Below are 24,502 nucleotides of genomic sequence, written 5' to 3' on the forward strand. Positions count from 1 at the left end.
TTTCGTGATCAAGCGTGTCACAACGGGATCACCGGTCCACACAGGCACTACCGTCGATCGAGTGTCCACAACACCTGGAACTACGTCGCAGGCGCGTTTCGACGATCCCCGAGTGAAGTCGGGGGCGCCCCTCGCGGCGGCAACCGGATTGCTCGGAGCCCTCGCAGTGGCGGCCGGTCCCGTCGTCGGAGTCGGGAGTGGCCGCGGGATCGACACGACGGGGGCTCTTGCTTCTGCAGCTCTCTTCGCCGCTGTCTGCGTGATCATCGTGCCGCTGGTTGCAGTGCTTGCTTCGAGTCGCAGACCCGCTTTTGCCGGTGGACTCCTGGCAGGTATCGGCGCGGTGTCGCTCGGGGCCGCAATTCTGGACGTCCAGTTGTTCGTCGACGCAATCGATGCAAACCGCTTGGACCTTTTCCGTCCGATATCTGCGGGTTCGATCGATGCAGGTCCGGGTGCCTACCTCGCACTCGTCGGCCACGGCCTCCTTGTCGTGTCCGGCGTCCTCGGGCTCATGGTCGTCCATCGTGAATCTGAACGAGACGGATACGGCAGTGCACGCGCCGCAGAATTCGACGGGCGATCGGTTGGCGGGCGGATCGGTGGGTGGCCGACAGCGCTGCTGATTCTGGCCGCGGTGGTGTTCGTGCTCTCCCTGTTCGGTCCTTCCTTCAGTTCGCAGGATCCGATCTTCCTGGTGAAACCACTCGTCGACTCGGCGGCGGCCACCGCTGTCGGTACGGGATTGGTCGGCGTCGCGGTACTTGTGGCGGTCGCGGCGGCATTGACGTCCATCTCGCTGCCGGTTGGCTGCGGCGCGCTGATCGGTGTCGGTCTCGGCGCGCTGGCAGTCAGCGGCACCAGGGTGGTGGCCGGGTTCGCGGCCGGTGATCGGATCGGGGTCGGATCGGGTTCCGTCGTCGGGGCGCTGGCAGCGGTGGTCATCGTCGTCATCGGAGTTTCAGCGCACTATCTGGCGTCCAGCCGCGAAGCTGACGCGATTCCCGCCGCCAGTGAGGTCCGCGCTCCTGCGAGAACGACGAAGGGGGCACTCAAAGCAGCCATGGTGGCTCAGTCCCGGGCAGCGCAGGCGCGGGTGAACAGACTTCACCGCGTTGCCGGAACCGGCGCGGTTGTCACGGCAGTACTGGCGACCCTGGGCGCGGCCCTTCCGGTCCTGTCGTTGCCGGCGGGCATCCCGGAACCGTCGATTCTTTCGTCTCGAGTTGTCCTGCTCGCCGCTGCCGTACTGCTGCTCGCCGCGCTGGGTCTCTTCGTTCCGGGCCGCGCCGCCGTGGTGCGTCCGGCCGTCGGAGTGTTGTGGACAACGGTCGTGATGGGAGTCGCCGCGGTCATGCAGTCGGCGGTCATCGCGACGGACGTACCGGGCGTCGGGTTGGGAGCCGGAGCCTTCGTCCTCTGCGGGGCAGCACTCCTCGCTGCGGCGACGGGACTGCTCGTCTGGTTGGCAGGAAGCGCCGAACGTGAGGACGTCGACACGTCGGTAGGCGGCGGTTCGAGAGGGCTGGTACTTCTGGTCGGTGGGATCGGCGGCGTCGCGGTCCTGATCGGAACGGCGCTTCCGCTCTATCAAGGCGACGCGTACAGGGCGGCGTCAGTTCTGGAGTGGCCGTGGGGAATTGACGTCTGGGGACAACTGCTCGTCGGCGTCGCCGTCGTGATCGCCGCGGTGATCGCTGCGTCTGCGCGGCCGACACAGGGCGTAGTACTGCTGATCGGATCTGCCGTGGCAGCTCTGGTGTACGTCAGTGAGTGGCTGCTCACGTCATCACGCATATCGGACGCAACGGTGGGGGTGGGTGCGATCACAGCAGCCACGGGCATAGTGTTGCTTCTCGTTGCAGCGTTCTCGAGCGCAAGAATCAGTGAGACTGATGCTTGACAAATTCGGTGTGGCCACCTTGCCGAATCGGTGAGGCGTGCCTCATTGGGCAATTGCGCGTGACTTGGGCCACATAGCATCAATGCGGGCGCAAACCGAACGCGGCAACTGGTTAAAGTCCAGAACAGACCCGCTCCTACCCCTCGAGCGGGTGACAACGCAGACGAGACGGTGAGCAGATGGATCTCTTCGAATACCAGGCGAAGGAACTCTTCGCCAAGCACGGAGTGCCGACTTCGGCTGGACGTGTTACAGACACAGTCGCCGGCGCACGCGAGATTGCCGAAGAAATCGGTAAGCCCGTGATGGTGAAGGCACAGGTCAAGGTAGGCGGCCGCGGCAAGGCCGGTGGCGTCAAGTACTCGCCCGACGTGGATGCCGCAGTGGCAAACGCCGAGGCAATCCTGGGCCTGGACATCAAGGGCCATGTCGTCAAGAAGCTGCTGGTCGCAGAGGCAAGTGACATTGCCGAGGAGTACTACATCTCCTTCCTGCTCGACCGCACCAACCGCACCTACCTGGCCATGTGCTCGGTAGAGGGTGGCGTCGAGATCGAGGTCACCGCCGAGGAGAACCCCGACGCTCTCGCCAAGATCCCCGTCGACGCAGTCAAGGGCGTCGACCTCGCGTTCGCGCGCAGCATCGCCGAGGCAGGAAAGCTGCCCGCAGAGGTGCTCGACGCAGCGGCCGTGACGATCCAGAAGCTGTGGGAGGTCTTCATCGGCGAAGACGCGCTCCTCGTCGAGGTCAACCCCCTCGTTCGCACGCCTGACGATCAGATCCTCGCCCTCGACGGCAAGGTCACCCTGGACGAGAACGCAGCGTTCCGTCAGCCCGGCCACGAGGCATTCGAGGATCGCGACGCTACCGATCCCCTCGAGCTCAAGGCCAAGGAGAACGACCTCAACTACGTCAAGCTCGACGGTGAGGTCGGAATCATCGGCAACGGCGCAGGCCTGGTCATGTCCACCCTGGACGTCGTCGCATACGCCGGCGAGAACCACGGTGGCGTCAAGCCCGCCAACTTCCTCGACATCGGCGGCGGAGCTTCCGCTGCAGTCATGGCTGCCGGCCTCGACGTCATCCTCAACGACGCACAGGTCAAGAGCGTGTTCGTCAACGTCTTCGGCGGCATCACCGCGTGTGACGCAGTTGCCAACGGCATCGTCGGCGCACTGAAGACCCTGGGTGACGAGGCCAACAAGCCGCTCGTCGTTCGCCTGGACGGAAACAACGTCGAAGAGGGTCGCCGCATCCTCGCCGAGGCCAACCACCCGCTGGTCACGGTCGTCGCAACCATGGACGAGGCCGCCGACAAGGCCGCCGAACTCGCTCACGCAGCGAAGTAAGGGACTCACAGAACAATGGCAATCTTCCTCACCAAGGATTCAAAGGTCATCGTCCAGGGCATCACCGGCGGCGAGGGCACCAAGCACACCGCTCTGATGCTCAAGGCCGGCACCCAGGTCGTCGGCGGCGTCAACGCACGCAAGGCCGGCACCACGGTCTCGCACGTTGCTGCTGACGGTTCCGCTGTCGAGCTCCCCGTCTTCGCGACGGTCGAAGAGGCAATCAAGGAGACCGGCGCAGACGTCTCCATCGCGTTCGTCCCCCCGGCCTTCTCGAAGGACGCCATCGTCGAGGCCATCGACGCGGAGATCCCGCTCCTCGTGGTCATCACCGAGGGCATCCCGGTTCAGGACTCCGCTTACGCTTGGGCGTACAACGAGTCCAAGGGCAAGAAGACCCGCATCATCGGACCGAACTGCCCCGGCATCATCACCCCGGGTGAGGCCCTCGTCGGCATCACGCCCGCCAACATTGCAGGCACCGGCCCCATCGGCCTGGTCTCCAAGTCGGGCACCCTGACCTACCAGATGATGTACGAACTCCGTGACTTCGGCTTCTCCACCGCCATCGGTATCGGCGGCGACCCGGTCATCGGCACCACCCACATCGATGCCATCGAGGCATTCGAGAACGATCCCGAGACCAAGGTCATCGTGATGATCGGTGAAATCGGTGGCGACGCCGAAGAGCGTGCAGCCGATTACATCAAGGCCAACGTCACCAAGCCGGTCGTCGGCTACGTGGCAGGCTTCACCGCTCCCGAAGGCAAGACCATGGGCCACGCAGGCGCCATCGTCTCCGGTTCCTCGGGAACGGCTCAGGCCAAGCAGGAAGCTCTCGAAGCTGCAGGCGTGAAGGTCGGCAAGACGCCGTCCGCCACTGCTGCTCTCGCTCGCGAGATCCTTCAGTCCCTGTAAAGGGGCTTCGCCCCCGTGCGTGGTTAGGGAGTCTCCGGACTCCTTAACCACGCACGGTGGTATCGACCCACATCGACCCGGCTGGTTCCAACTGCCCGGCACCGGATGTGATGGATGCGACGACCGATTCGAGATCGTCGGCATCACGGGCGGCGAGTGTCATGACCGCCTTCGATCCGTACGTAGTTCCGAGCACCGAGACGCCCCGCGCTCTCAGTTCTGCTTCCACTCGACCGGCCTCTGAGTGCCGGATCGCCAAAGTGCGCAGGATTTTCCGCTCCCTGGCCACAAGCTCGGCCGAATCGAGAGCCACCGAGACCGCTCCCGAATACGCGCGAACCAATCCGCCGGCGCCGAGCTTGATTCCGCCGAAATAGCGCGTGACGACCACAATCACATCGACCAGATCTCGAGACTTGAGAACCTGAAGCATCGGCACCCCCGCAGTGCCACCCGGTTCGCCGTCGTCGTGTGCACGCTCGACGCGCGAGTTCGCGTCGTATCCGATCACGAAAGCCGAACAATGGTGGCGCGCATCGGGATACAGCGACCTCTGCTCCGCGACGAACTCCATGGCGGCTTCGGGGTCGTCGATCCGGCGAAGCGCGGCGATGAATTTTGAATGCTTCACCTCGGTTTCGACGACATGGTCGGCGCCGGGCGCGAGGGTGAAGGGCATCTGCCCATTGTCTCCCGTCGGTGTTAGCGTGCGAAGTCGAGACACATACGCTGGTAACCATCGAAGACCGTCTACGAGGAGAAGTCATGACGTTCACGCCGCAAGGGCCCAACTTCGGGCCACCGAATCAGCCGGCAGCGGGCGGTGGAACCAAGAATCTCGGATTCATCCTGCTCATCGCCGTCGCGGCGCTCGGCCTGATCAACTTCCTACTCGGTTTTGCGCCCTTCACCACGATCAGTGGAAGCAGCAGCGGAATCGGCAGCGATCTGGACACCAGTTCGAGCTTCTTCGAGTCGAGCATCTACGGCCTCGGGTTCATCTTCGCCGGCGGTGTTGTCGCCGGAATCTCGCTGCTCCCGAAGCAGTCGTATGCAGGCATTGCCGCAGCGCTCTCACTCACGGGTTTCTTCTCTTTGGTGTTCGCCGCGTTCTCGGTCGGTACCAGCGACTACGTAGATATCGGGCTCGGTTGGGGCCTGATCATCGTGCTGATTCTCTCGTTCGTGCAGACCGTCGTCGCAGTTGCGGCGTTGCTGTTCGAGATCGGAATCCTGAAGGCTCCCGCGCCGCGTCCGGTAGCCCAGCAGTACGGTCAGCCGCAGGGCTACGGTCAGCAGCAGGGTCAGCCCCAGGGGCAACAACTGGGTCAGCCCCAGGGCTACGGACAAGGGCAGTACGGCCAGGGCCAGCAGGCTCAGCAGCAGCCTCAGTACCAGCAGAATCCGCAGTACGGGCAGGCTCAGCAGCAGGGATACGGGGGAGCGCACGCCGCCCCCGCCGACCCGACTGCTTCGCAGCAGCCTTACGGACAGAGCGCATCTCCCTACGGTCAGAACCCGGTGCAGAATCCGACGCAGACCCCCACCGACTCGTCGTCGTCCGCAACGACGTCGTCTTACTATCCGCTGACCTCGCAGCCCGGTGGCCAGCCGAACCAGAGTTACTCGTCGGACCAGTTCACCGCTCCGCGTGGTTACGGCCAGCCGTACAACCAGCAGCAGACTGGCTCGACCGAGCAGCCGACGGGCTTCGAGCCGCCCGCTTTCGAAGCACCGACGCCGCCCGCGGAACCTGAGCAGGGCAGCAGCGATTCTGCGGCCGAGACCAAGGTCTTCGGTTCCCAGAACCCTGACGAGCGTCAGCAGTAGTACTTCTTCGTTTCACGAGCATGAATGTGGCCTCCGACCCGCTGCGGGTGGAGGCCACATTCCGTGAGCCGACGGCGCGCCTGAGTGCGCGGCGCACTATCGAGTGAAACCCTCGAGGGGATGAGTTCTTTGATTGATGGCACCCGGTCCCGTCCCGCGTCCGCACGACCCGGACGTGGTCGTACTGGCGGCGGCCGCGTCGGCGGCGGTCGCCCGGCACCCAACCCGGACCTGGCACGCAAGTTGCTGACTGTCGCGTTCCGGCCGTCGGGCCTGACGATGCTGCTGATCGCGGCCGTCGTTGTGGTCACCTTGGTATCGGCGAGCAGCGATCTGACCGGAACCTTCGGCGCCATTGCCACTACATGGTTGGTCATCCACCAAGTGCCGGCGACTATCAGCGGCGTCCAACTCGGTGTACTGCCACTGCTTCCGACGGCGGTCATGATGTGGGTGGTCGCACGCCGATGCGCGTCGACTGCGGTGCACACCGACTCCCGTGACGACACCCTCCGCCTGGTGGGGGCCGCGGTAGCCGGACCGTTGACGATCACGGCGATCGCGCTCGCAGTGGTCGCCGACGCTTCCGCGGCGATTCCGCTGTCGAGCCCCAACACGTTGGCTGCTTTCGGCTGGGTCGCCGGGATTCACCTGCTCGCCGCATCCGTCGGTGTTGCTGCAGCGCACTGGGATCGCGTCGTCGCCGAGATTCCGCCGTGGGCGTCCGCCGCTGTCCGCCCGGCAACGGCCGCGTCGGCAGCGCTGTTGGCCGCAGGCGCCGTGGCCGTCGTGGTGTCACTGCTCGTGTCGTGGTCGACGGTCGGTGACCTGCTCGCGCGCGGCAACGGGTTTGTCGGCGTTCTGGGATTGACGGTGTTGTCGCTCCTCTATCTACCGAATCTCGTCGTCGGCGCTGCCGCGGTGATGACGGGATCGACGGCCGATTTCGGCAACGTCTCCATCAGTGTGTTCGGCAACATCGGCGGAGATCTGCCACCGCTGCCCCTTCTCGGAGCCATTCCGGAAGGCGTCGCCGGCGGAATCTGGCCGATCTTGTTGATCGTTCCGGCGGCGGTGGGGGTGATGCTCGGCCGCGATTGCGCTCGACGCATCGCCGGGCAGGACAGTGTGCTCGCGGTGCTGACGGCAGCTGCCGGTGCCGGCGTCGTCATGGCTCTGCTTGCGCTTGCTGCCGGGGGAGACCTCGGGCAGTTCGGCACCGTCGAGGTCCTGTGGTGGGGCTTCGGTCTTCTGACTTTTGCGTGGCTGGGATTGTTCGGAACCGTCTCGGCGCTGTTCGCGATGTGGTTCTCGCATCGCGGACACATGAAGGACGAGGTTGCGCCGCCGGAGGCTGAACCGGCTCGAACATCCGAGCCAGAACTCGCGATCACGGCCGCGCCCACCCCGGAAGAGGCAGACGAGAACACCGACGAAGTGCTCGCCCAGGAATCTGCGGTAGTGGTCACCAAGGTCGTCGAAGCTGAAATCGTCGAGGAATCAGGCGAACCTGTGCAGGTCGTGACAGAGGAAACCGTCGAGATCGAAGTAGTCGACGCCGAAGTTGTCGCGGCACCGGAGACCGACCCCGCTGCCGGACCCGAGACAAAGTCCGGGCCGGAGACCGACCTGCCCTCGAAGCCGCAGGAGTCCAGCGACTAGGCTGTCATGCGGCCGATACTCCGGCCGCATCGTCTTCCAGTTCTCAGGAGTAGTGCGCTGACTGCCTCGGCCGACAATCCGCAGCCGACAATGCCCGACAGGGTCCAATTTCGCGACTCGATCGCGCGGGTAGTCGTACTCGCTTCCGGCGCGGGAACTCTGTTGACCTCGCTGATCGACGCTTCGCATGCCGACGGATACCCGGCCGAGATCGTTGCCGTCGGTGTAGATCGTGACTGCCTCGCCGCCGAGCACGCCGCGGATTCGAAGATTCGGTCCTTCAAAGTGTCGATCAAGGCCTACGAAGATCGCGCCACCTGGGACGACGCGCTGACGGCAGCGGTGGCCGAGCACGACCCCGACCTGGTGGTCAGTGCTGGTTTCATGAAGATCCTCGGCCCCACCTTTCTCGCGCGTTTCGGCGGCCGAATCATCAACACTCATCCCGCGTTGCTGCCTGCCTTCCCCGGCGCGCACGCGGTTCCCGACGCTCTGGCGTACGGCGTGAAGGTCACCGGTTCCACGGTGCATCTCGTCGACGGCGGAGTTGATACCGGGCCGATCTTGGCGCAGGAAGCTGTGCCGGTGCATGACGACGACACCGAGTCGTCGTTGCATGAACGCATCAAAATTGTGGAGCGACGGTTGTTGGCGGACGTCATCGCCGCTGTTGCTACGCGCGGAGTGGTTTCCGATGGACGAAAGGCCGTGATCCCCAGTGAGTGAACGCAAGGCTGTGCGCCGTGCACTTGTCAGCGTCTACGACAAGAGTGGTCTGATCGAGCTGGCCACGGGCCTGCACGAGGCCGGTGTCGAGTTGGTCTCGACCGGTTCGACCGCGTCGAAGATCGCCGACGCCGGAATCCCTGTGACCCCAGTCGAGGCTCTGACCGGATTCCCGGAATGCCTCGAAGGCCGTGTGAAGACGCTGCATCCGCGCGTCCACGCCGGCGTTCTCGCTGATACCCGTAAGCCGGATCACCTCGCTCAGCTCGAGGAACTCGGCATCGCGACTTTCGAATTGGTCGTCGTGAACCTGTACCCCTTCACTGAGACGGTTGCCTCGGGCGCGAGCCCGGACGAGTGCGTCGAGCAGATCGACATCGGCGGCCCGTCGATGGTGCGTGCTGCAGCCAAGAACCATCCGTCGGTTGCCGTCGTGGTCGATCCGGCTCGCTACGCCGACGTTCTGACTGCCGTTGCCGGTGGCGGATTCACTCTGCGTGAGCGTACTGTGCTTGCGGCGCAGGCGTTCCAGCACACGGCGTCGTACGACGTCGCTGTTGCGAGCTGGATGACGAGCACGATTGCCGCCGACGAAGACGGTTCGCAGTTCCCGGCCTGGGTCGGTGCCACGTGGAACCGCAGCGCTGTCCTGCGCTACGGCGAGAACCCGCACCAGGACGCCGCGCTGTACGAAAACCCCGCAGCGCCTGCAGGTTTGGCTCAGGCAGAGCAGTTGCACGGCAAGGAGATGTCGTACAACAACTACACGGACTCCGACGCCGCGTGGCGCGCAGCGTACGACTTCACGGATCCGGCAGTGGCAATCATCAAGCACGCCAACCCGTGTGGCATCGCCATCGGCACCGACATCGCCGACGCTCACCGCAAGGCGCATGCGTGCGATCCGGTCAGTGCTTTCGGTGGCGTGATCGCAGCCAACCGTGAGGTCACCGTCGAACTGGCCGAGCAGATCGCCGATATCTTCACCGAGGTCGTCATCGCGCCCTCGTACGAAGACGGAGCTGTCGAGGTTCTGCAGCGTAAGAAGAACATTCGCGTTCTGAAAGCTGCCGCTCCGACCGCTACCGGCATCGAACTGCGTCCGATCTCGGGCGGTACTCTGCTCCAGCAGCGCGACGTCCTCGACGCTGACGGGGACAACCCGGCCAACTGGACTCTCGCCAACGGCGAGGCTGCCGATGCCGAGACTCTTGCAGACCTCGAATTTGCTTGGCGCGCCAGCCGTTCGGTGAAGTCCAATGCGATCCTGCTGGCCTCCGGCGGCGCGTCCGTCGGCGTCGGCATGGGCCAGGTCAACCGCGTCGATGCAGCGCATCTTGCTGTTCAGCGCGCCGGTGACCGCGTCGTAGGTTCGGTTGCGGCCTCGGACGCGTTCTTCCCGTTCCCGGACGGTCTGCAGGTACTGCTCAACGCCGGCGTCAAGGCTGTTGTGCAGCCGGGTGGATCGGTTCGCGACAACGAAGTGATTGCTGCGGCCAAGGAAGCCGGCGTCACTCTCTATCTGACCGGCGCGCGCCACTTCGCGCACTGATTTCTGCTTCGCTGGCGGGCCTCGACTTCCTCTTCGTAGGTTGTCGGGGCCCGTTCTGCTTTCAGGCGGCCCGGTTCTTTCAGGCAGCGCTGCTGTGGGTGCCCTGGAGTTCGCGGGGTGAGCCGGTGATGACGACGCGTGAGGCTCCGCGACTGCGGATCTCGCTGATCAGTGCGCCGAGGGTGGCTTCGTGGGCAGCGTCGGAGTGCGAAAGATCCAGGGTGACGGCGTATCCGGTGAGGTCACCGGGCAGATCGACATACGGCGGCGCGATGGACAGTTGGTTGACTCGAAGTTTCATCTGGTGCTCCTGCGTGTGAAAGGTAAAAGAAAAGGCACCCGAGGCGTTTGCCCTGGGTGCCCGAGAACGAATCCGGTGAAACTGGGGATCATTCTCGGGGTACACCGCGCTTGTTGCCCATGTGCTTGGCCGACATTGCGGCCGAAAAAATGTGCTTGTCTGCGGTGCAGCTGCGCCACGAAAGTACGGATACGACGTTCGGGTGTAGCGACATGATGTCCGTTCCTTTCCGTGTGGCGTTGCTGGTTAATGGATGACCGTACAGCACGGATTGAGGGTTCGCACCAATAAAAAGCGCCGCGAACGTAAACACCGGGTGACTTCTGTCCCCGGATTTGCGGGATTGAAAGAGCCTCTGGTGCAGGTCAGGCGTAGAAAGCGAAAGCCCCTCCGCGATGCTTCGCGGAGGGAACTTTCTACCTGAAAAAAAGGACGTTCGGTCTGTACGTGATCAGGAGAACGAACGGACCCACGCTGTGAAGGGCTCCGAGAACTCTGCCGAGTACGGAAGCGGCGCGACGTAGTCGGCACCGGTGGACTGTTCGTCGCCGATGTCCTTGAGTACGAAGTTGGCGTTGCGCATCCGCACGGAAGTCAGCTCTGTATGTGAGAGCGCGGCATCCAGTGCTGCGACATCGGCGGGAATGACTTGGATGTCCTTGTCCGAGCAGCTCGTGAGAACCGGCATGCCCGCCGGTAGAGCCGCCACGAGCGCAACCGGGTCCAATGCGTCTTCCTCGGCGAGTGCCTTGGCGTTGGCGTGTACGAGTCCCGCATTCTGCAGCGGCTCGGGCAGGTCATCCGGAACAGTGCCCTCGGATCGCAGCGACTCGACGGCGTCGGCGAGCGCGACGCGCAGTTCGTCAGCCAGTTCGACCGGCAACTGACCGGCGCCGACGACGGCGTCGAGCTGGCGGTGAATCTGCGTCGTGAGTAGATCGAGAAGCCTGACGCTCAGTGGCTCGAGGAGTGCGAGGGCGCTGACTCTGGTGCCCTCCTTAGCAGTGGCGAGAGCCAGTGCGACGACGGCACCGTCGCTGTGTCCGACCACGAACAACCGCTCGGGATCGACACCGGGTTGCCCGGCGAGGTAGTCCAGTCCGTCGGAGGCTGCGTCGACAAAAGTGTTGAAGCCGAGATCGGCGATGTCTTCGATCTCGTAGTCGCCGAGTGCGGTTTCGCCGCTGCCGAGCTTGTCGTAACGCAGGCTTGAAATGCCCTGATTCTCAAGGAGATCCGCGATGAAGCGGAGGGTTCCGATGTCACCTTCGAGGAGCGCGCTGTCGCCGTTGCGATCGGTGGGGCCGCTGCCGGCCAGAATCAGCGCGGCCGGGGCAGGGACGTCGGGTGAGGCGGCCAGGCGAAGACTCCCGTACAGGGTGACGTCGCCGGATTGGAACGAGATCTCGGTGTCGGACATGACGACTTGTCTACCAGGTCCGCACGTTCAGGCGGTGCGCAGACTCCGTACACGGCGCCAACCGCGCCAACTGAACCACAAGAGTGCGGCGAGCAGCGGAATGATCAGGAACGGCAAGATCATCGCGATCAACGAGGTGAAGAAAGTCAGTACGTCCTCGATGACGGAAACGACAGGATTTGCCAGCCCACCGGTAGTGGCCGTACTGACCGCGCGAGTTCCGGTCTGGGCGGCGCTGAACGTCAATGCCGTCGGTGCGCCGACGATGATGCCCGCGAGCGCGGCTATCGCAGGATCGAGATGGCTGAAAGCCGCCCAGGCAGCGATCACTCCGGCGATGGGTCCGGTGACGTTCCCGATCACCGACAACGCGTTGTCCACGAAGGGAATGAGGTCGGCACCCAGTTCGACCACTGCGGCGATTCCCAATGCCACGAGTGCGCCGGTGGATCCGATCCACCGCATCGACTCGCCGACGGTGATCCCGAACAGTTCGAAATGCACCGCAGCGCTCAGCATCAACAGCGGTAGGAAGGTTCGCATTCCGGACGCTGCGGCGAGTCCGAGGCCGAGCATGGCGGGCAACACCCAGGTATCCATGGGTGGAGTTTAGGTCTACTGTGCGCCTTTATTAACCGCCGGCGGTTAATAAAGGCGCACAGCAAGCACTCGGAAAGGACCTTCCATGGCGACAAACCCGCAACCGATGTTCTTCCTCAACCTGCCCGTCAAGGACCTCGGCAAGGCCACCACCTTCTACGAGTCCCTCGGATACTCCAAGAACACGCAGTTCTCCGACGAGAACGCGTCGTCGATGGTCATCAGTGACACCATCGTCGTGATGTTGTTGGCCGAGCCCTTCTTCAAGACCTTCACCACCAAGGGCATCGCCGACACTTCGACGTCGACGGAAGCGTTGCTCGGTCTCTCGGCCGAGACCCGTGAGGCCGTCGACACCATCGTCGACAAGGCACTCGCGAGCGGCGGTTCCGAGGGAAACGCGACGCAGGATCACGGCTTCATGTACAGCCGCAGCTTCCAGGATCCCGACGGCCACATCTGGGAAATCATCTGGATGAATCCCGAGAACATCGAGGGCTGAGCGACCGAACTTCCTCGGCGAGAGGCGAAACCCCGCAAACACTCGTAGCGTGGAGTGGTGACTGTCGCAAAAACCCTCGGAGAGCTACGCGCCTCCGGACACGTACAGCGAAGTGTCAAGGAAGAACTACGAGAGAATCTTCTCGCCGCGTTGCGGGACGGCCGTGACCCCTGGCCCGGGATAGTCGGGTTCGAGGACACGGTCGCTCCACAACTCGAGCGGGCGCTGATCGCCGGCCACGACGTGGTTCTGCTCGGCGAAAGAGGCCAGGGAAAGACGAGGTTGCTTCGCACTCTCGGGCTCCTGCTCGACGAGTGGACGCCCGTCATCGAAGGCTCGGAACTGGGGGAGCACCCGTACGAGCCGATCACCCCGGCTTCGATACGTCGAGCCAAGGAACTGGGCGACGACCTCCCGATCGCTTGGCGCCACCGCAGCGAGCGGTACTCCGAGAAGTTGGCGACGCCGGATACCTCGGTCGCCGACCTGATCGGCGACGTCGATCCGGTCAAGGTTGCCGAGGGTCGGAGCCTCGGCGATCCGGAGACCATTCACTTCGGTTTGGTGCCCCGCGCGCATCGCGGGATCGTGGCCATCAACGAGCTTCCCGACCTGGCTGAGCGCATCCAGGTCTCGCTGCTCAACGTGATGGAGGAGCGAGACATCCAGGTCCGCGGATACACGCTTCGGCTTCCGTTGGACGTCCTGCTGGTCGCGAGCGCGAACCCGGAGGACTACACCAACCGTGGACGCATCATCACACCGCTCAAGGACCGCTTCGGTGCCGAGATCCGGACTCACTATCCGGTCGAACTGGAGGGCGAGATCGCGGTGATCGAGCAGGAAGCGCATCTGGCCGCCGAGGTGCCCGACTATCTCCTCGAAATTCTTGCCAGATTCACACGCCTGCTTCGTGAATCCACCTCGGTGGACCAGCGATCTGGTGTGTCGGCACGATTTGCCGTTGCCGGCGCAGAAACCGTCAGTGCGGCCGCAGTACGACGCGCGGCGGTGCTTGGCGAAGCTGATCCCGTTGCACGGCCGGTCGATCTCGAGTCCGTGGTCGAGGTTCTTCGAGGCAAGGTCGAGTTCGAATCCGGCGAAGAGGGCCGCGAACTGGAGGTGCTCGAGCACCTGTTGCGTCGCGCGACGGCCGATACGGTTCGGGTACGTCTCGGCGGAATCGACTTGGGAATGCTGGTTGCAGCCGTGGAGATGGGCAACACGATCGTCACCGGTGAATCTGTCACGGCCAAGGCGTTTCTCGACGAACTTCCGGACCTCGAAGTTCTGGACGAAGTAGCCGAACGTCTGGGCGCGCAATCCGACGGTGAGCGTGCCGCCGGTGCCGAACTTGCCCTCGAAGGGCTCTACCTCGCGCGCCGGATCTCCAAAGATCAAGGCCCGGGCGGCCGCTCGGTGTACTCGTAAGGGGCAGTGATGATCCACAATCCGCGGTACGGGCCTTACGACGGTGGTCCCGATCCGCTCGCGCCTCCCGTGGATCTGCGCGAGGCCCTGGCAGCAATCGGTGACGACGTGTTGTCGGGCACGTCGCCGCGCCATGCCCTCCGAGAGCTCCTGCGCCGAGGAAACCGGGACATGCGCGGGCTCGACGACCTTGCCGCCCAGGCGAACCGGCGTCGACGCGAGTTGCTGCGCCGCAACAATCTCGACGGAACACTCGACGAGGTTCGCAAGCTTCTCGACAAGGCGGTGCTCGAAGAGCGCAAAGAACTGGCACGTGCTCTCGACGACGACGCACGATTCAACGAAATGCGGATCGAGGAGTTACCGCCGTCGACAGCTCAGGCCGTGCAAGATCTGGCCGACTACAACTGGCGCAGCGAACAGGCTCGCGCGGATTACGAGAAGATTCGTGATCTGCTCGGTCGTGAAGTCCTCGATCAGCGATTCTCGGGTATGAAGCAGGCGCTCGAGGGTGCCACCGATGAGGATCGTGAGCAGATTCGCCAGATGCTGGCAGATCTGAATCACCTGCTCGACGCGCACTCTCGGGGCGTCGACACTCCGGAGCAGTTCGCAGAGTTCATGGACAAACACGGGCAGTATTTCCCGGACAACCCCCGCAACGTCGAGGAACTTCTGGATTCGTTGGCGCAGCGCGCAGCGGCCGCACAACGATTACGGAACTCGCTCTCGCAGGAGCAGCGTGACGAGTTGGATGCTTTGGCGCAGCAGGCTTTCGGGGATCCGAGCCTGATGAGTGAACTGGGGCAACTCGACCAGTACCTTCAGGCAGCTCGGCCGGGTGAGGACTGGGAAGGCTCGCAACAGTTCCGCGGCGACAACGGGATGGGTTTGGGTGAGGGAACCGGCGCACTGCAGGACATTGCCGAGCTGGAATCGTTGGCGGACCAACTATCGCAGCAGTATGCAGGCGCAGCACTCGACGACATCGACCCCGAACTGCTCGCGCGGCAACTCGGCGACGAAGCCGCTGCTGACGCCCGCACCCTCGCCGACCTCGAAAAGGCTTTGCAGGAGCAGGGTTTCTTCGATCGCGCACCGGACGGTCAATGGCGCCTGTCGCCCAAGGCCATGCGGCAGCTCGGACAGACTGCTCTACGCGATGTCGCCGGGCAACTGTCGTCGCGAACCGGTCAACGCGACACGCGTCGGGCCGGTGCGATGGGTGAACCGACCGGAGCGTCCCGCGAATGGGAATTCGGGGACACGGAACCGTGGGACGTCACGAGAACGATCACCAACGCCGTCCTGCGTGACCCGGGCCGAATGCCGGTGCGGCTGAGCGTCGTCGATGTCGAGGTGGCCGAAACCGAACAACGTAGTCAGGCTGCCGTGGCTCTGCTGGTGGACACGTCGTTCTCGATGGTCATGGAGGATCGCTGGGTTCCGATGAAGCGCACCGCACTGGCGCTCAATCATCTGGTGAGTACTCGGTTTCGTAGCGACGAGCTGCAGTTGATCGCCTTCGGACGCCACGCACACGTACTGAGCCCGTCTGAGCTCGCCGGTTTGGACGGCGCGTGGGACCAGGGAACCAACCTCCACCATGCGCTCTTGTTGGCGGCCAGACACCTTCGACGCCACTCCAACGCACAGCCGGTGGTACTGATCGTCACCGACGGTGAGCCGACGGCTCATCTCGAAGCGGACGGAGAAGCCAGGTTCGACTACCCGCCGAGTGCACGAACCCTCGGTTTGACGGTTCGCGCACTCGACGCGGTGGCCAGGCTTGGCGCCAAGGTCACGTTCTTCCGCCTCGGTGACGATCCAGGCCTGGCCAGGGTGGTCGACCGGATGGCGCACCGTGTGGGTGGACGCGTCATCGCGCCGGACCTGGACGGCCTCGGCGCCGCCGTGGTGAGTGACTACATGCGAGGTCGACGTTAGTTCTGTTCAGCGGGCTGGTGCTGGGTGATGCAGTGGATGCCGCCGCCACGTTCGAACAGCGGCCTCGCGTCGACGGTGACGACGGTGCGCCCGGGGTAAGCGGCTGACAGGATCCGGGCAGCTTCGGCATCGGCAGGATCGTCGAAGCTGCAGGCGATCACTCCCCGATTCACCACAAGATGGTTGATGTAGCTGTAGTCGACGAATCCCTCGTCGTCGCGCAGGATCTCGGGCGCAGGTACCCGGATGACCTTCCACGGCCGACCGCCGACGTCGGTCGAGCGTTCGAACAACTCGATGATCGTCTTGCTGACGGCGTAGTCGGGGTGCACCGGATTGCGTTGGTCATGGACGAGTACCACTCCGGGGGAACAGATTGCCGCGACGATGTCGACGTGTCCGCGCGTTCCGTAGGTCTCCTGATCGCGGGTCAATCCGCGGGGAAGCCAGATAACATGCTTGGCTCCGATGGTGCGGGCGAGTTCGGCCTCGATGTCCGCCTTCGTCAGTTCGGGGTTTCGTCCCGGATCGAGTTGCACGGTTTCGGTGACCAGCACAGTGCCGAGGCCGTCGACCTGAATGCCGCCGCCCTCGTTGACGATTGGTGAGTCGATCAATTGGGCCCCGGACTGCTCGACGACAAATCTGCCGATCTTCGAGTCCTTGTCCCACTGCGCCCAATCCTGTGCGCCCCACCCGTTGAACACCCAGTCGACTCCGCCGAGACGGCCCTCGTCGGACAAGACGAACGTCGGCCCGATGTCGCGCATCCATGCGTCATTGAGGGGTGCCTCGACGATGTCTACCTTCTCGGACAGGTACTTTCGCGCTTCTTCGACCTCGGCGGGATCGACGACGGCGGTGACGGGCTCGAATTCGGCGACGGCGTGTGCAACTGCGGCCCACGTCGAGCGAGCTTCGTGTTGTTCTTCCGCGGTGTCCCCGAGGGAGTATCCGGCGCTGGGGTAGGCCATCCAGGTACGTTCGTGCGGTTCGCTTTCCGCGGGCATGCGCCAGGTCATCGCTTGGCTCCCGCAGTGTTCACCGGCGCGGTCAGAGTCGAGTATGTGTCCGGACGACGCGTTGCCAGGAATGGGAACAGTGCCAGCCAGTCTTCACGGTGCTGCAGGTCGAGATCGGCGACCAGCACGGCTGATTCGTCGCGGGGAGCCTGAACGAGGATGCGTCCGTACGGGTCCGAGATGAAGGAGGAACCGTAGAAGGTGATGAGGCCTTCACTGCCGTGGCGATTGGGGACAACCATGAACGTGCCGTTCGCGATCCCGTTTCCGACGATCACCTGCTGCCACAGTGGCTGGGTGTCGAAGTTCGGGTGATCAGGCTCCGAACCGATCGCCGTCGGGTACACCAGAACCTGTGCACCGGCGAGGGAGTACGCACGTGCGACCTCGGGAAACCACTCGTCCCAGCACGTCGGGAGTCCGAACTTGGCGCCGAGCGCCTCGTGAACGGGGTATGCGTCCTCGGCCGGACCACCCCGGAAGTACGTGTCCTCGTAGTACCCGGCCGTCACCGGAATGTGGAGCTTGCGGGTACGAGCGAGAAGCTCCCCTCCGGGCGAGACGAGGATCGCGGTGTTGAATCCCAGTCCGTCCTCGGCGTCGCTGCGCTCGTACAGCGATGCATGAACGAGGACCTGGTTCTCGGTGGCTGCCTTGGTAGCGAATGAGAGTGTGGGTCCTGTGAGCAGGTCTTCGGCTTGGCGTCCGGGATTGTCCCCGGCAGGGGTGGAGGCGGGGTAGCGGCTGAGCGTCAGCTCCGGAAGAAAGACCACGGAAGCGCCCAGCTTCGCTGCGGACGCAATGCCCTCGCTCAACTCGGTGTAAAGGTCGTCTTGGTCCTCGTGCCAGCGATGTTGGACGAGACCTACACGGAGAGGGGTGGACGTGGACGGCGAAGTCGCGGCCAGTGACTCGGGTGGAGTGAGGGCGGTGATCGTCAGCATGGGGTTTCCTCGGTGCTCGGGTATTCGACGTTCAACGTAAAACGAATGTGATTCGTTAAGTATGGTGGGTGAGCGCTGATTGATCAAGGACTTTCGAGGAATTGTTTTTTGCGGCGCCCGAACGGTGTGGATCACTACAGGAGGACATATGCCGCGGCCACCGCAACGACTGCTCTCACCGGAGATCATCACCGAGGCAGCGATCGAGTCGGTGGACGAATCCGGCGACTTCACCATGCCGGGACTCGCCGCAAGGCTGAAGGTTCGACCGTCGTCGCTCTACAACCACGTTTCCGGACGGGCTGAGATCGTCGAACTGATGAGGGCTCAACTGATGGCAGGAATCGACGTGAAGTCGGCCTCGGGGACCTGGAGTGAGACCGTCGCGGCGCTGGCAGCCGAGTACCGGCGAAGCTACGCCGCGCATCCTCGTCTGATTCCGCTCTTCACTGCGCAGACCGTCCAGGCCGGTGTGGCTTTCACCCTGTACAACGCATTGGCGCAGGCATTTGCCGATGGTGGCTTCGACCCGGCTGAAACACTGCACGCGATCACGACCGTCGACAGTTTTGTTCTCGGTTCGGCCTTGGATCTGGCGGCGCCGGACGTCCAGTGGGCGTCGGGGCCCGAGGCCAACGACGCGATGAAGGCGGCGTTGGCAACGTCCGGGAAAAATCCCGAACGTGCCGACGCCGCCTTCGAATTCGGCTTGCGCGTGCTGATGGCGGGCCTGATCGCGCAGGCTCCCGAAACTGCCTCCTAGGACACGCTGAGGTCGTTCTCGTCGCGCAGTGCCTCCGTGTCGCGGTTGAGGGTCTTGCCCTCGAAGAACTCGGGATTGCGCACTCGCATGACCATCATCAGGACCGCGCCGAGGATGAGGATTCCGAACCCGAGGAAGAAGACCAGGCCGATCCCGCCGATGGATGCTCCGCTGGCGTTGTCCGGATTCATGCTCTCTTGGACCGAAATGACGAACACCGCAAGCAGCATGAGGCCACCGATGAGTGGGAACGCGAGCCGGAAGACGAAGTTTCGTAAGCTCTCGAAAAGCGTTTTGCGGAAGTACCACACGCACGCGAATGCCGTGATGCCGTAGTACCAGCAGATCATGATGCCGAGTGCAGCGATCGTGTCGAGCAGTGCACTTTCGGACAGGAACGTGACAACGCTGTAGAACACGGCGGTCACCGCGCCGGCCACGACTGTGGCGTACGACGGCACCAGGAAGCGAGGGGAGACCTCGGCGAGTTTCTTGGGGAAGGCTCCGTACGCGCCCATGGCGAGCATGGTTCGTGCAGCGGGCAGGAACGTGGTCTGCAGGCTGGCGACGGAGGAGACGAAGACGGCGAGGAACAGGAGCATTCCGCCCCAGTTACCCAAGACCGGGTCGGCGAGGGCGCCGAAGACGTTCTCGGAGTTGTCGGGGTTGCCGAGGCCGAGGCCTTCCTCGCCGACGCCGGCGTACATCATCGCGGCGACGGCGACCAGCAGGTAGGTCAGGAGAATGGTTGCGACACAGAGTAAACCGGCACGGCCCGGGGTCTTCTTGGGGTTCTTCGACTCCTCGCCCAGTGTGAGACAGGTATCCCAGCCCCAGAACGCGAAGATCGATCCGGTGAGTCCGATGACAAATGCGCCGATCGCGAGTCCGCTGAACGGGTTGAACCAACTCAGGTCGAAGGACAATCCGGCCGGGGCGTCGCCGGCACCGACGTGAACCAGTGCAACGACGGCGAAGACGACGAGCAACACCATCTGGAAACCGACGAGCGCGAACTGCACGCGCTCGCTGGTGGTGATTCCCCGACTGGCAATCCAGGTGGCCAACGCGATGAACACCAGCGTGGTGCCGACGTTGACGAATTTGTTGCCCGGTAGATCGGCGATGGAGGGATTGTCGACCACTCGCGCTATGAACAGATAGAAGAAGTCGACGGCAATCGCAGCGAGGTTCGAGAGCACGATGATGGTGGCGATCACCATGCCCCAGCCGCACATCCAGCCGACGTATGGTCCGAATGCCTTGGTGGACCACGTGAATGACGCCCCGCAGTCAGGAGTGTCGGAGTTCAGTTCGCGGTACGCGTATGCGGTGAGGAACATCGGGATGAAGCCGGCGATGAAGATGGCGGGCATCTTGAGGCCGACGGCGGCGACGATCAATCCGATACTGGCCGTCAGGGTGTAACCCGGTGCCACGGAGGAGATTCCCAGTACCGCGCCGGAGATCATGCCGATCTTGCCGGTGGCGAGGCCTTTGGAACTCAGTTCGGTGCTGGTCATGACAGTGCCTCCGGCTGGGTGAATTCGTGCTTGGGCACTACGACCATGGGAACGGGCAGTACGCGCAGCATCTTGGTGGCGGTGGAACCCAGGAAAAGTTTGCGGGGCTGTGCGAGGCGGCTGGAACCGACCATCACGAGGTCGCCGTCCTGCCAGTCCAGTTGACGCACTGCCGATTCCACGGTGGATCCGTCGGCGATGATGACCTCGATGGGGAACTCCGCGGGGAGCGCGGCTCTTGCGACGTCGAGTGTGTCCTGAGCGTGATTTCGTGCACGCTCCCTGGCCGACTCGGCGGTGTCGCGATGATCGCGCAGATCGTTCTGGGGGTCGAGCGCCACGAGAGAGACCAGTCGCAGCGGAACCTGCATCAGTTCGCTGGCGCGTACGGCGGTGTTCAAGACGATGTCGGCGCCGACGCGGGTGCCGAGCGCACAGGTGACCTCTCGTATTGCAGTGGCCGTCGAGTGCCGCGTTCCGCGAGGCGCCAGCGCTACCGGGACGTGGGCGGAGTGCAGCAGTTCGGTCGAGACCGAACCTATCGCGTGACGGCCGAGCAGACCGTCGCCGGAAGCGCCCACCACGATCGCCAGCGCGTTCAGTCGGTCCACCTCGTCGAGCAGGCCCTGAGCAAACGACTCGTGGAAGCTCAGGTGTACTTCCACCTGGATGTCCTCGGGCACCGAGGCTTTCGCTTCGGCGAGCCAGTCGTGTGCACGTGCGGCGAGGATGTCGTCGTAGCCGGCTTCCGAGGGAACCTTGGCCGGCAGTGTCCGATCCGGTGGGAGGACCATGCAGATGTCGAGTTGCGCGCCGAGACTGCGCGCGAGCTGGGCCCCGAGGACCAGCCCGTCTTTACCGCTGGGTGTGGCGAGGTATCCGACGATAAGGCGCATGGTGGCTCTTTTCCGGATTGGAGGAATCTGCTGTGCGCCTTTATTAACCGCGGGGGGTTAATAAAGGCGCACAGCAGGAGGGGCGGCGACTCAGTCGTGCGAACTCATGACGTGCTTGAGACGGGTGTAGTCCTCGACTCCGTAGGCCGAGAGATCCTTGCCGTAACCGGAGTACTTGAAGCCGCCGTGCGGCATCTCGGCGACGAGCGGAATGTGGCAGTTGATCCATACCGCACCGAAGTCGAGAGCAGCGGAGACGCGTTGCGTGACACCGTGATCCTTGGTCCAGATGCTCGAGGCCAGGCCGAACCGAACGTCGTTGGCAAGCGCGATCGCCTCCTTCTCGTCGGAGAAGCTCTGGACTGTGAGGATAGGACCGAAAGTCTCTTCCTGCACGATGTCGTCCGATTGCGCGACGCCGGTGATGACGGTCGGCTCGAAGAAGAATCCGGTTTCGCCCGAACGCTTTCCGCCGGTAACGATCTTGGCCGACGCCGGCAGGTTCGCGATCTTGTCGCTCACGGCGTTGAAGTGGTTGATGTTGTTGAGCGGGCCGTAGAAGGCGTCAGGATCGGAAGGCGCTCCGGGTCGCAGCTTTTCGGCGTTACGCACGAGAGCTTCGACGAGCTGATCGTGGATGGATTCGTGAACGATCACGCGAGTGGCCGCGGTGCAGTCCTGACCGCCGTTGAAGAACGCTGCCTCGGCGATACCGGTGGCGGTCTTCTCGATGTCGACGTCATCGAAGACGATGGCCGGGGCTTTGCCGCCCAATTCGAGGTGTGCGCGCTTGAGTTGCTGCGCCGCGGACACCGCGACTGCGATGCCTGCCCGTACCGACCCCGTGATGGAGACGAGACCGAGGGCCGGGTTCTCCACCAACGTCGCGCCGGTTCCGCCGTTGCCGAGCACGACGTTCAACACACCGTCCGGCAGGATGCCCTTCGAGAGCTTCGCCAAGACCAGCGTGCTGCCCGGTGTGGTGTCGCTGGGCTTGAGGACGATCGTGTTGCCGGCTGCGAGCGCGGGCCCGATCTTCCACAGCGCCATCATGAAAGGGTAGTTCCAGGGAGTGACCTGACCGACGACGCCGATCGGCTCACGGCGGACGTACGAGGTGAAACCTTCCATGTACTCTCCGGCAGCCTTGCCCTCGAGGAGGCGTGCGGCTCCGGCGAAGAACCGCATCTGATCGGCTCCGACCTTGACCTCTTCGTCGGCGATCATCTGGTGGGCCTGGCCGGTGTTGGCGCTTTCGGCCGCGACGATTTCGTCGCTGTGCGCTTCGATGGCGTCGGCGAGCTTGAGGAGTGCGGCCTGGCGCACGCTCGGAGTGGTCTTGCCCCAGGTCTCGAATGCGCGCTGCGCGGCTTCGACGGCGGCGTCGACGTCTTCCTTGGTGGAGACCGGCGTACGCCCGACCACACTCTCGTCCACGGGGTTGATCAGGTCGAGCGTTTCCGTCGCGGCTGAGGCGACGAATTCACCGTTGATGTAGTTCTCGAGTACGACGATCGACATCGGTACCGGTTCCTCTCGAGGTCGAACGAGTTCCGGCTGAGGTGATCAGCGCGGAACTCGCACTTTGTGGGGCGTGTGTGAGCAAGTGTGCGCTGACTCACAGGTAAAGACAGCTGCCAAAAAGGTGAAATCTTTGATCACCAACGCGCCGAGTTGTACAGTCCAGCGCATGACGATCGCTGTGCGGTGGATGTTGGCGCAGCCGGACCTCGCGCTGGAACTCAAAGGTGGGGCGCAGGGTGTCGGTCGCGAAATCACATTTGCGCACGCCACGGAGTTGCTCGACCCGTTCCGATGGTTGACCGGCGGCGAATTCATCCTCACCACCGGCATTCGATTGCCGTCCACTCAGCAAAAGCGCGGCCGTTATCTCCGGATGCTCGACGCAGCGGGTGTGGCGGCGGTGGGGTTCGGGACCGGACTCTCGTACCCCGAGGTTCCGGCCGATCTGGTGGCGGTTGCCGACGAGATCGGACTGCCGCTGATCGAGGTGCCGCTGCCGACGCCTTTCGCAGCCGTCGTCAAGCGCGTGATGAGCCGGTTGGCAGAGCAGGAGTACGAAGCTGTCCTTCGGGCGTCACGAGCGCAACCGCGGATGACGCGCGCAGTCATTTCCGGTGGAACTGCCGCAACCGTGCGTGAACTGGCGATCGCGACTTCGGCGACGGTGCTCCTGCTCGACGTCGCCGGGCGGGTTCTCGAGAGCTCACCTCAACTGCCGACGGACGACGTGATCGAGGAATTGCGAGCAACTCTCGGGGGCGGCGCGTCCAGCAGCGTGACGCTTGCACGTTCCGGCGCGTCCATTGCCGTGCAGCAGATCAGCGTCGGGCGAACGCCGTACGGATACCTGGCGGTCATCAGTGCGTCTGCGCTCAGTTACGTCGATCAGATACTTCTCGGTCACGCGAACTCGTTGTTGGCGTTGGACTTCGAGAAACCTGCGCGCCTGCGTGCCACTCAGGATCAGTTGAATTCGCATGCCCTCGGACTGCTGCTCACCGAAGACCGCGACCCGGCGCCGGCGTGGCAACAGATCCGGCAAGCCGCCGACGGCGAGGGAATGATCCGTGGCCTGACAGTTCTTGCCGACACGTCCGATGTCGCGGGACGCGTCGCAGTCGAGATTGCCGAATTCATGAACAAGGCAGGGCGGCAGTTGTTCTCGCGGATCAACGACACTCGCGTCACGGTGCTGCTGCGAGGAACCGACGACGTCGCGTTCGCCCGAGAGTTATTGAGCGGGGTATCGAGGTCGGATCTACGCTCACTCCGCGTCGGCCTGAGCGCGAGACGCGTGGTCGCGGCCCTGGCGGTCGCCGTCGAACAGTCCCAGCTGTGTGCGTCTGCGGCGGAAATCGGCGGTGAGCCTTTGGAATTCGCGGCGCTGACCGGAAGTGTGCTGCTGTCTTTCGATTCGACGCGTGAAGTGCTCAACACGCTGGCGGAAACGATGATCACTCCGATCGAGGATTACGACCGTGACAACGGCACCGAACTGCTGGCGTCGTTGCGGGCATTTCTCGAGGCCAACGGGCACTGGGAAGCGGCAGCCATCACGATGGGCGTCCACCGGCACACGCTGCGAAGCCGAATGGCGAAGGTGGAGAGCCTGATCGACTGTCGGCTCGAAGTTGCGAGAGTTCGTGCGGAACTGCTGCTCTCGATCATTGCCCGGCAGTCGTGACTGCC

The 24,502-nt window shown here is 63.8% G+C and carries 21 protein-coding genes; 12 read left to right on the top strand and 9 right to left on the bottom strand.

Translation table 11 applies throughout. The annotated features are described in order from the left end of the window. Positions 1-61 precede the first annotated feature (61 nt). The 3 genes from ACFQ6Y_RS11140 (at position 62) to sucD (ending at position 4,170) form a co-directional block, all read left to right on the top strand. Positions 62-1,903 carry a hypothetical protein gene (locus ACFQ6Y_RS11140; protein WP_378632059.1) on the top strand — a complete coding sequence of 614 codons (1,842 nt, stop codon included), beginning with the start codon at positions 62-64 and terminating at the stop codon, positions 1,901-1,903. A 179-nt stretch (positions 1,904-2,082) separates the two neighbouring features. Next, positions 2,083-3,252: an ADP-forming succinate--CoA ligase subunit beta gene (sucC, locus tag ACFQ6Y_RS11145; RefSeq protein ID WP_003946426.1), complete on the top strand. Its 1,170-nt coding sequence runs from the start codon at positions 2,083-2,085 to the stop codon at positions 3,250-3,252. 15 nt (positions 3,253-3,267) lie between these two features. Next, entirely contained in the window at positions 3,268-4,170 is a 903-nt protein-coding gene (gene sucD / locus ACFQ6Y_RS11150; protein WP_378632063.1) for a succinate--CoA ligase subunit alpha, read from the top strand. Positions 4,171-4,213: 43 nt separating this feature from the next. Here sucD and ACFQ6Y_RS11155 read toward each other — a convergent pair whose 3' ends face one another. Further along, a complete protein-coding gene (locus tag ACFQ6Y_RS11155) occupies positions 4,214-4,849 on the bottom strand; it encodes an IMPACT family protein (protein ID WP_378532605.1) in 636 nt (211 codons plus the stop codon). 86 nt (positions 4,850-4,935) lie between these two features. Here ACFQ6Y_RS11155 and ACFQ6Y_RS11160 point away from each other — a divergent pair, with 86 nt between their 5' ends. The 4 genes from ACFQ6Y_RS11160 (at position 4,936) to purH (ending at position 9,940) form a co-directional block, all read left to right on the top strand. Next, positions 4,936-6,000, top strand: coding sequence for a DUF5336 domain-containing protein (locus ACFQ6Y_RS11160; protein WP_378632066.1), 1,065 nt, complete (start codon positions 4,936-4,938; stop codon positions 5,998-6,000). A gap of 120 nt (positions 6,001-6,120) precedes the next feature. Beyond that, positions 6,121-7,662 carry a DUF6350 family protein gene (locus ACFQ6Y_RS11165; RefSeq protein ID WP_378632070.1) on the top strand — a complete coding sequence of 514 codons (1,542 nt, stop codon included), beginning with the start codon at positions 6,121-6,123 and terminating at the stop codon, positions 7,660-7,662. Positions 7,663-7,668: 6 nt separating this feature from the next. After that, on the top strand, positions 7,669-8,388 hold the full coding sequence (gene purN, locus ACFQ6Y_RS11170; protein WP_378632075.1) for a phosphoribosylglycinamide formyltransferase: 720 nt from the start codon (positions 7,669-7,671) through the stop codon (positions 8,386-8,388). Further along, the gene (purH, locus tag ACFQ6Y_RS11175; protein ID WP_378446412.1) at positions 8,381-9,940 is read left to right on the top strand and encodes a bifunctional phosphoribosylaminoimidazolecarboxamide formyltransferase/IMP cyclohydrolase; all 1,560 of its coding nucleotides are present in this window, start codon (positions 8,381-8,383) and stop codon (positions 9,938-9,940) included. Before purN ends, purH begins: the two co-directional genes overlap by 8 nt. Before the next feature lie 79 nt (positions 9,941-10,019). On the opposite strand, the gene ACFQ6Y_RS11180 is transcribed toward purH, so the two are convergent. The 3 genes from ACFQ6Y_RS11180 to ACFQ6Y_RS11190 form a co-directional block, all read right to left on the bottom strand. Continuing rightward, a complete protein-coding gene (locus ACFQ6Y_RS11180) occupies positions 10,020-10,241 on the bottom strand; it encodes a hypothetical protein (RefSeq protein ID WP_003946391.1) in 222 nt (73 codons plus the stop codon). A gap of 451 nt (positions 10,242-10,692) precedes the next feature. Continuing rightward, a complete protein-coding gene (locus ACFQ6Y_RS11185; RefSeq protein ID WP_378632079.1) occupies positions 10,693-11,661 on the bottom strand; it encodes an alpha/beta hydrolase family protein in 969 nt (322 codons plus the stop codon). A 27-nt stretch (positions 11,662-11,688) separates the two neighbouring features. Next, positions 11,689-12,261, bottom strand: coding sequence for a DUF4126 domain-containing protein (locus ACFQ6Y_RS11190; protein WP_378632082.1), 573 nt, complete (start codon positions 12,259-12,261; stop codon positions 11,689-11,691). A gap of 85 nt (positions 12,262-12,346) precedes the next feature. Here ACFQ6Y_RS11190 and ACFQ6Y_RS11195 point away from each other — a divergent pair, with 85 nt between their 5' ends. From ACFQ6Y_RS11195 to ACFQ6Y_RS11205, 3 genes are read left to right on the top strand one after another with little or no spacing between them, the layout of a single operon-like run. Further along, the gene (locus ACFQ6Y_RS11195; protein WP_378532617.1) at positions 12,347-12,763 is read left to right on the top strand and encodes a VOC family protein; all 417 of its coding nucleotides are present in this window, start codon (positions 12,347-12,349) and stop codon (positions 12,761-12,763) included. Between the two features lie 54 nt (positions 12,764-12,817). Beyond that, a complete protein-coding gene (locus tag ACFQ6Y_RS11200; protein WP_378446415.1) occupies positions 12,818-14,194 on the top strand; it encodes an ATP-binding protein in 1,377 nt (458 codons plus the stop codon). Between the two features lie 9 nt (positions 14,195-14,203). Then, complete coding sequence (locus ACFQ6Y_RS11205) at positions 14,204-16,141, top strand: VWA domain-containing protein (protein WP_378632085.1); 1,938 nt, start codon at positions 14,204-14,206, stop codon at positions 16,139-16,141. On the opposite strand, the gene ACFQ6Y_RS11210 is transcribed toward ACFQ6Y_RS11205, so the two are convergent. Together ACFQ6Y_RS11210 and ACFQ6Y_RS11215 are read right to left on the bottom strand one after the other, a co-directional pair. Next, positions 16,138-17,163: an agmatine/peptidylarginine deiminase gene (locus tag ACFQ6Y_RS11210; RefSeq protein ID WP_378632088.1), complete on the bottom strand. Its 1,026-nt coding sequence runs from the start codon at positions 17,161-17,163 to the stop codon at positions 16,138-16,140. The two genes, ACFQ6Y_RS11205 and ACFQ6Y_RS11210, sit on opposite strands and share 4 nt — an antisense overlap. After that, a complete protein-coding gene (locus tag ACFQ6Y_RS11215; RefSeq protein ID WP_378632091.1) occupies positions 17,160-18,107 on the bottom strand; it encodes a nitrilase-related carbon-nitrogen hydrolase in 948 nt (315 codons plus the stop codon). Before ACFQ6Y_RS11215 ends, ACFQ6Y_RS11210 begins: the two co-directional genes overlap by 4 nt. 148 nt (positions 18,108-18,255) lie before the next feature. Between ACFQ6Y_RS11215 and ACFQ6Y_RS11220 the strand changes: the two genes are divergently transcribed. Continuing rightward, positions 18,256-18,870, top strand: coding sequence for a TetR/AcrR family transcriptional regulator C-terminal domain-containing protein (locus tag ACFQ6Y_RS11220; RefSeq protein ID WP_378532624.1), 615 nt, complete (start codon positions 18,256-18,258; stop codon positions 18,868-18,870). Here ACFQ6Y_RS11220 and ACFQ6Y_RS11225 read toward each other — a convergent pair. The 3 genes from ACFQ6Y_RS11225 to ACFQ6Y_RS11235 all read right to left on the bottom strand — a co-directional run bounded on the left by ACFQ6Y_RS11225 (position 18,867) and on the right by ACFQ6Y_RS11235 (position 22,810). Beyond that, positions 18,867-20,393 carry an APC family permease gene (locus ACFQ6Y_RS11225; RefSeq protein WP_378532626.1) on the bottom strand — a complete coding sequence of 509 codons (1,527 nt, stop codon included), beginning with the start codon at positions 20,391-20,393 and terminating at the stop codon, positions 18,867-18,869. The genes ACFQ6Y_RS11220 and ACFQ6Y_RS11225 overlap by 4 nt on opposite strands. After that, positions 20,390-21,289, bottom strand: a complete 900-nt coding sequence (locus tag ACFQ6Y_RS11230; protein WP_378632094.1) for a universal stress protein — start codon at positions 21,287-21,289, stop codon at positions 20,390-20,392. The genes ACFQ6Y_RS11225 and ACFQ6Y_RS11230 overlap by 4 nt, the downstream gene beginning before the upstream one ends. A 90-nt stretch (positions 21,290-21,379) precedes the next feature. Further along, on the bottom strand, positions 21,380-22,810 hold the full coding sequence (locus ACFQ6Y_RS11235; RefSeq protein WP_378632097.1) for a gamma-aminobutyraldehyde dehydrogenase: 1,431 nt from the start codon (positions 22,808-22,810) through the stop codon (positions 21,380-21,382). 169 nt (positions 22,811-22,979) lie between these two features. Here ACFQ6Y_RS11235 and ACFQ6Y_RS11240 point away from each other — a divergent pair, with 169 nt between their 5' ends. Then, positions 22,980-24,497: a PucR family transcriptional regulator gene (locus tag ACFQ6Y_RS11240; protein WP_378632100.1), complete on the top strand. Its 1,518-nt coding sequence runs from the start codon at positions 22,980-22,982 to the stop codon at positions 24,495-24,497. Positions 24,498-24,502: the final 5 nt, after the last annotated feature.

The organism is Rhodococcus sp. NPDC056516, from assembly GCF_042794655.1.
Classification (GTDB): domain Bacteria; phylum Actinomycetota; class Actinomycetes; order Mycobacteriales; family Mycobacteriaceae; genus Rhodococcus_F.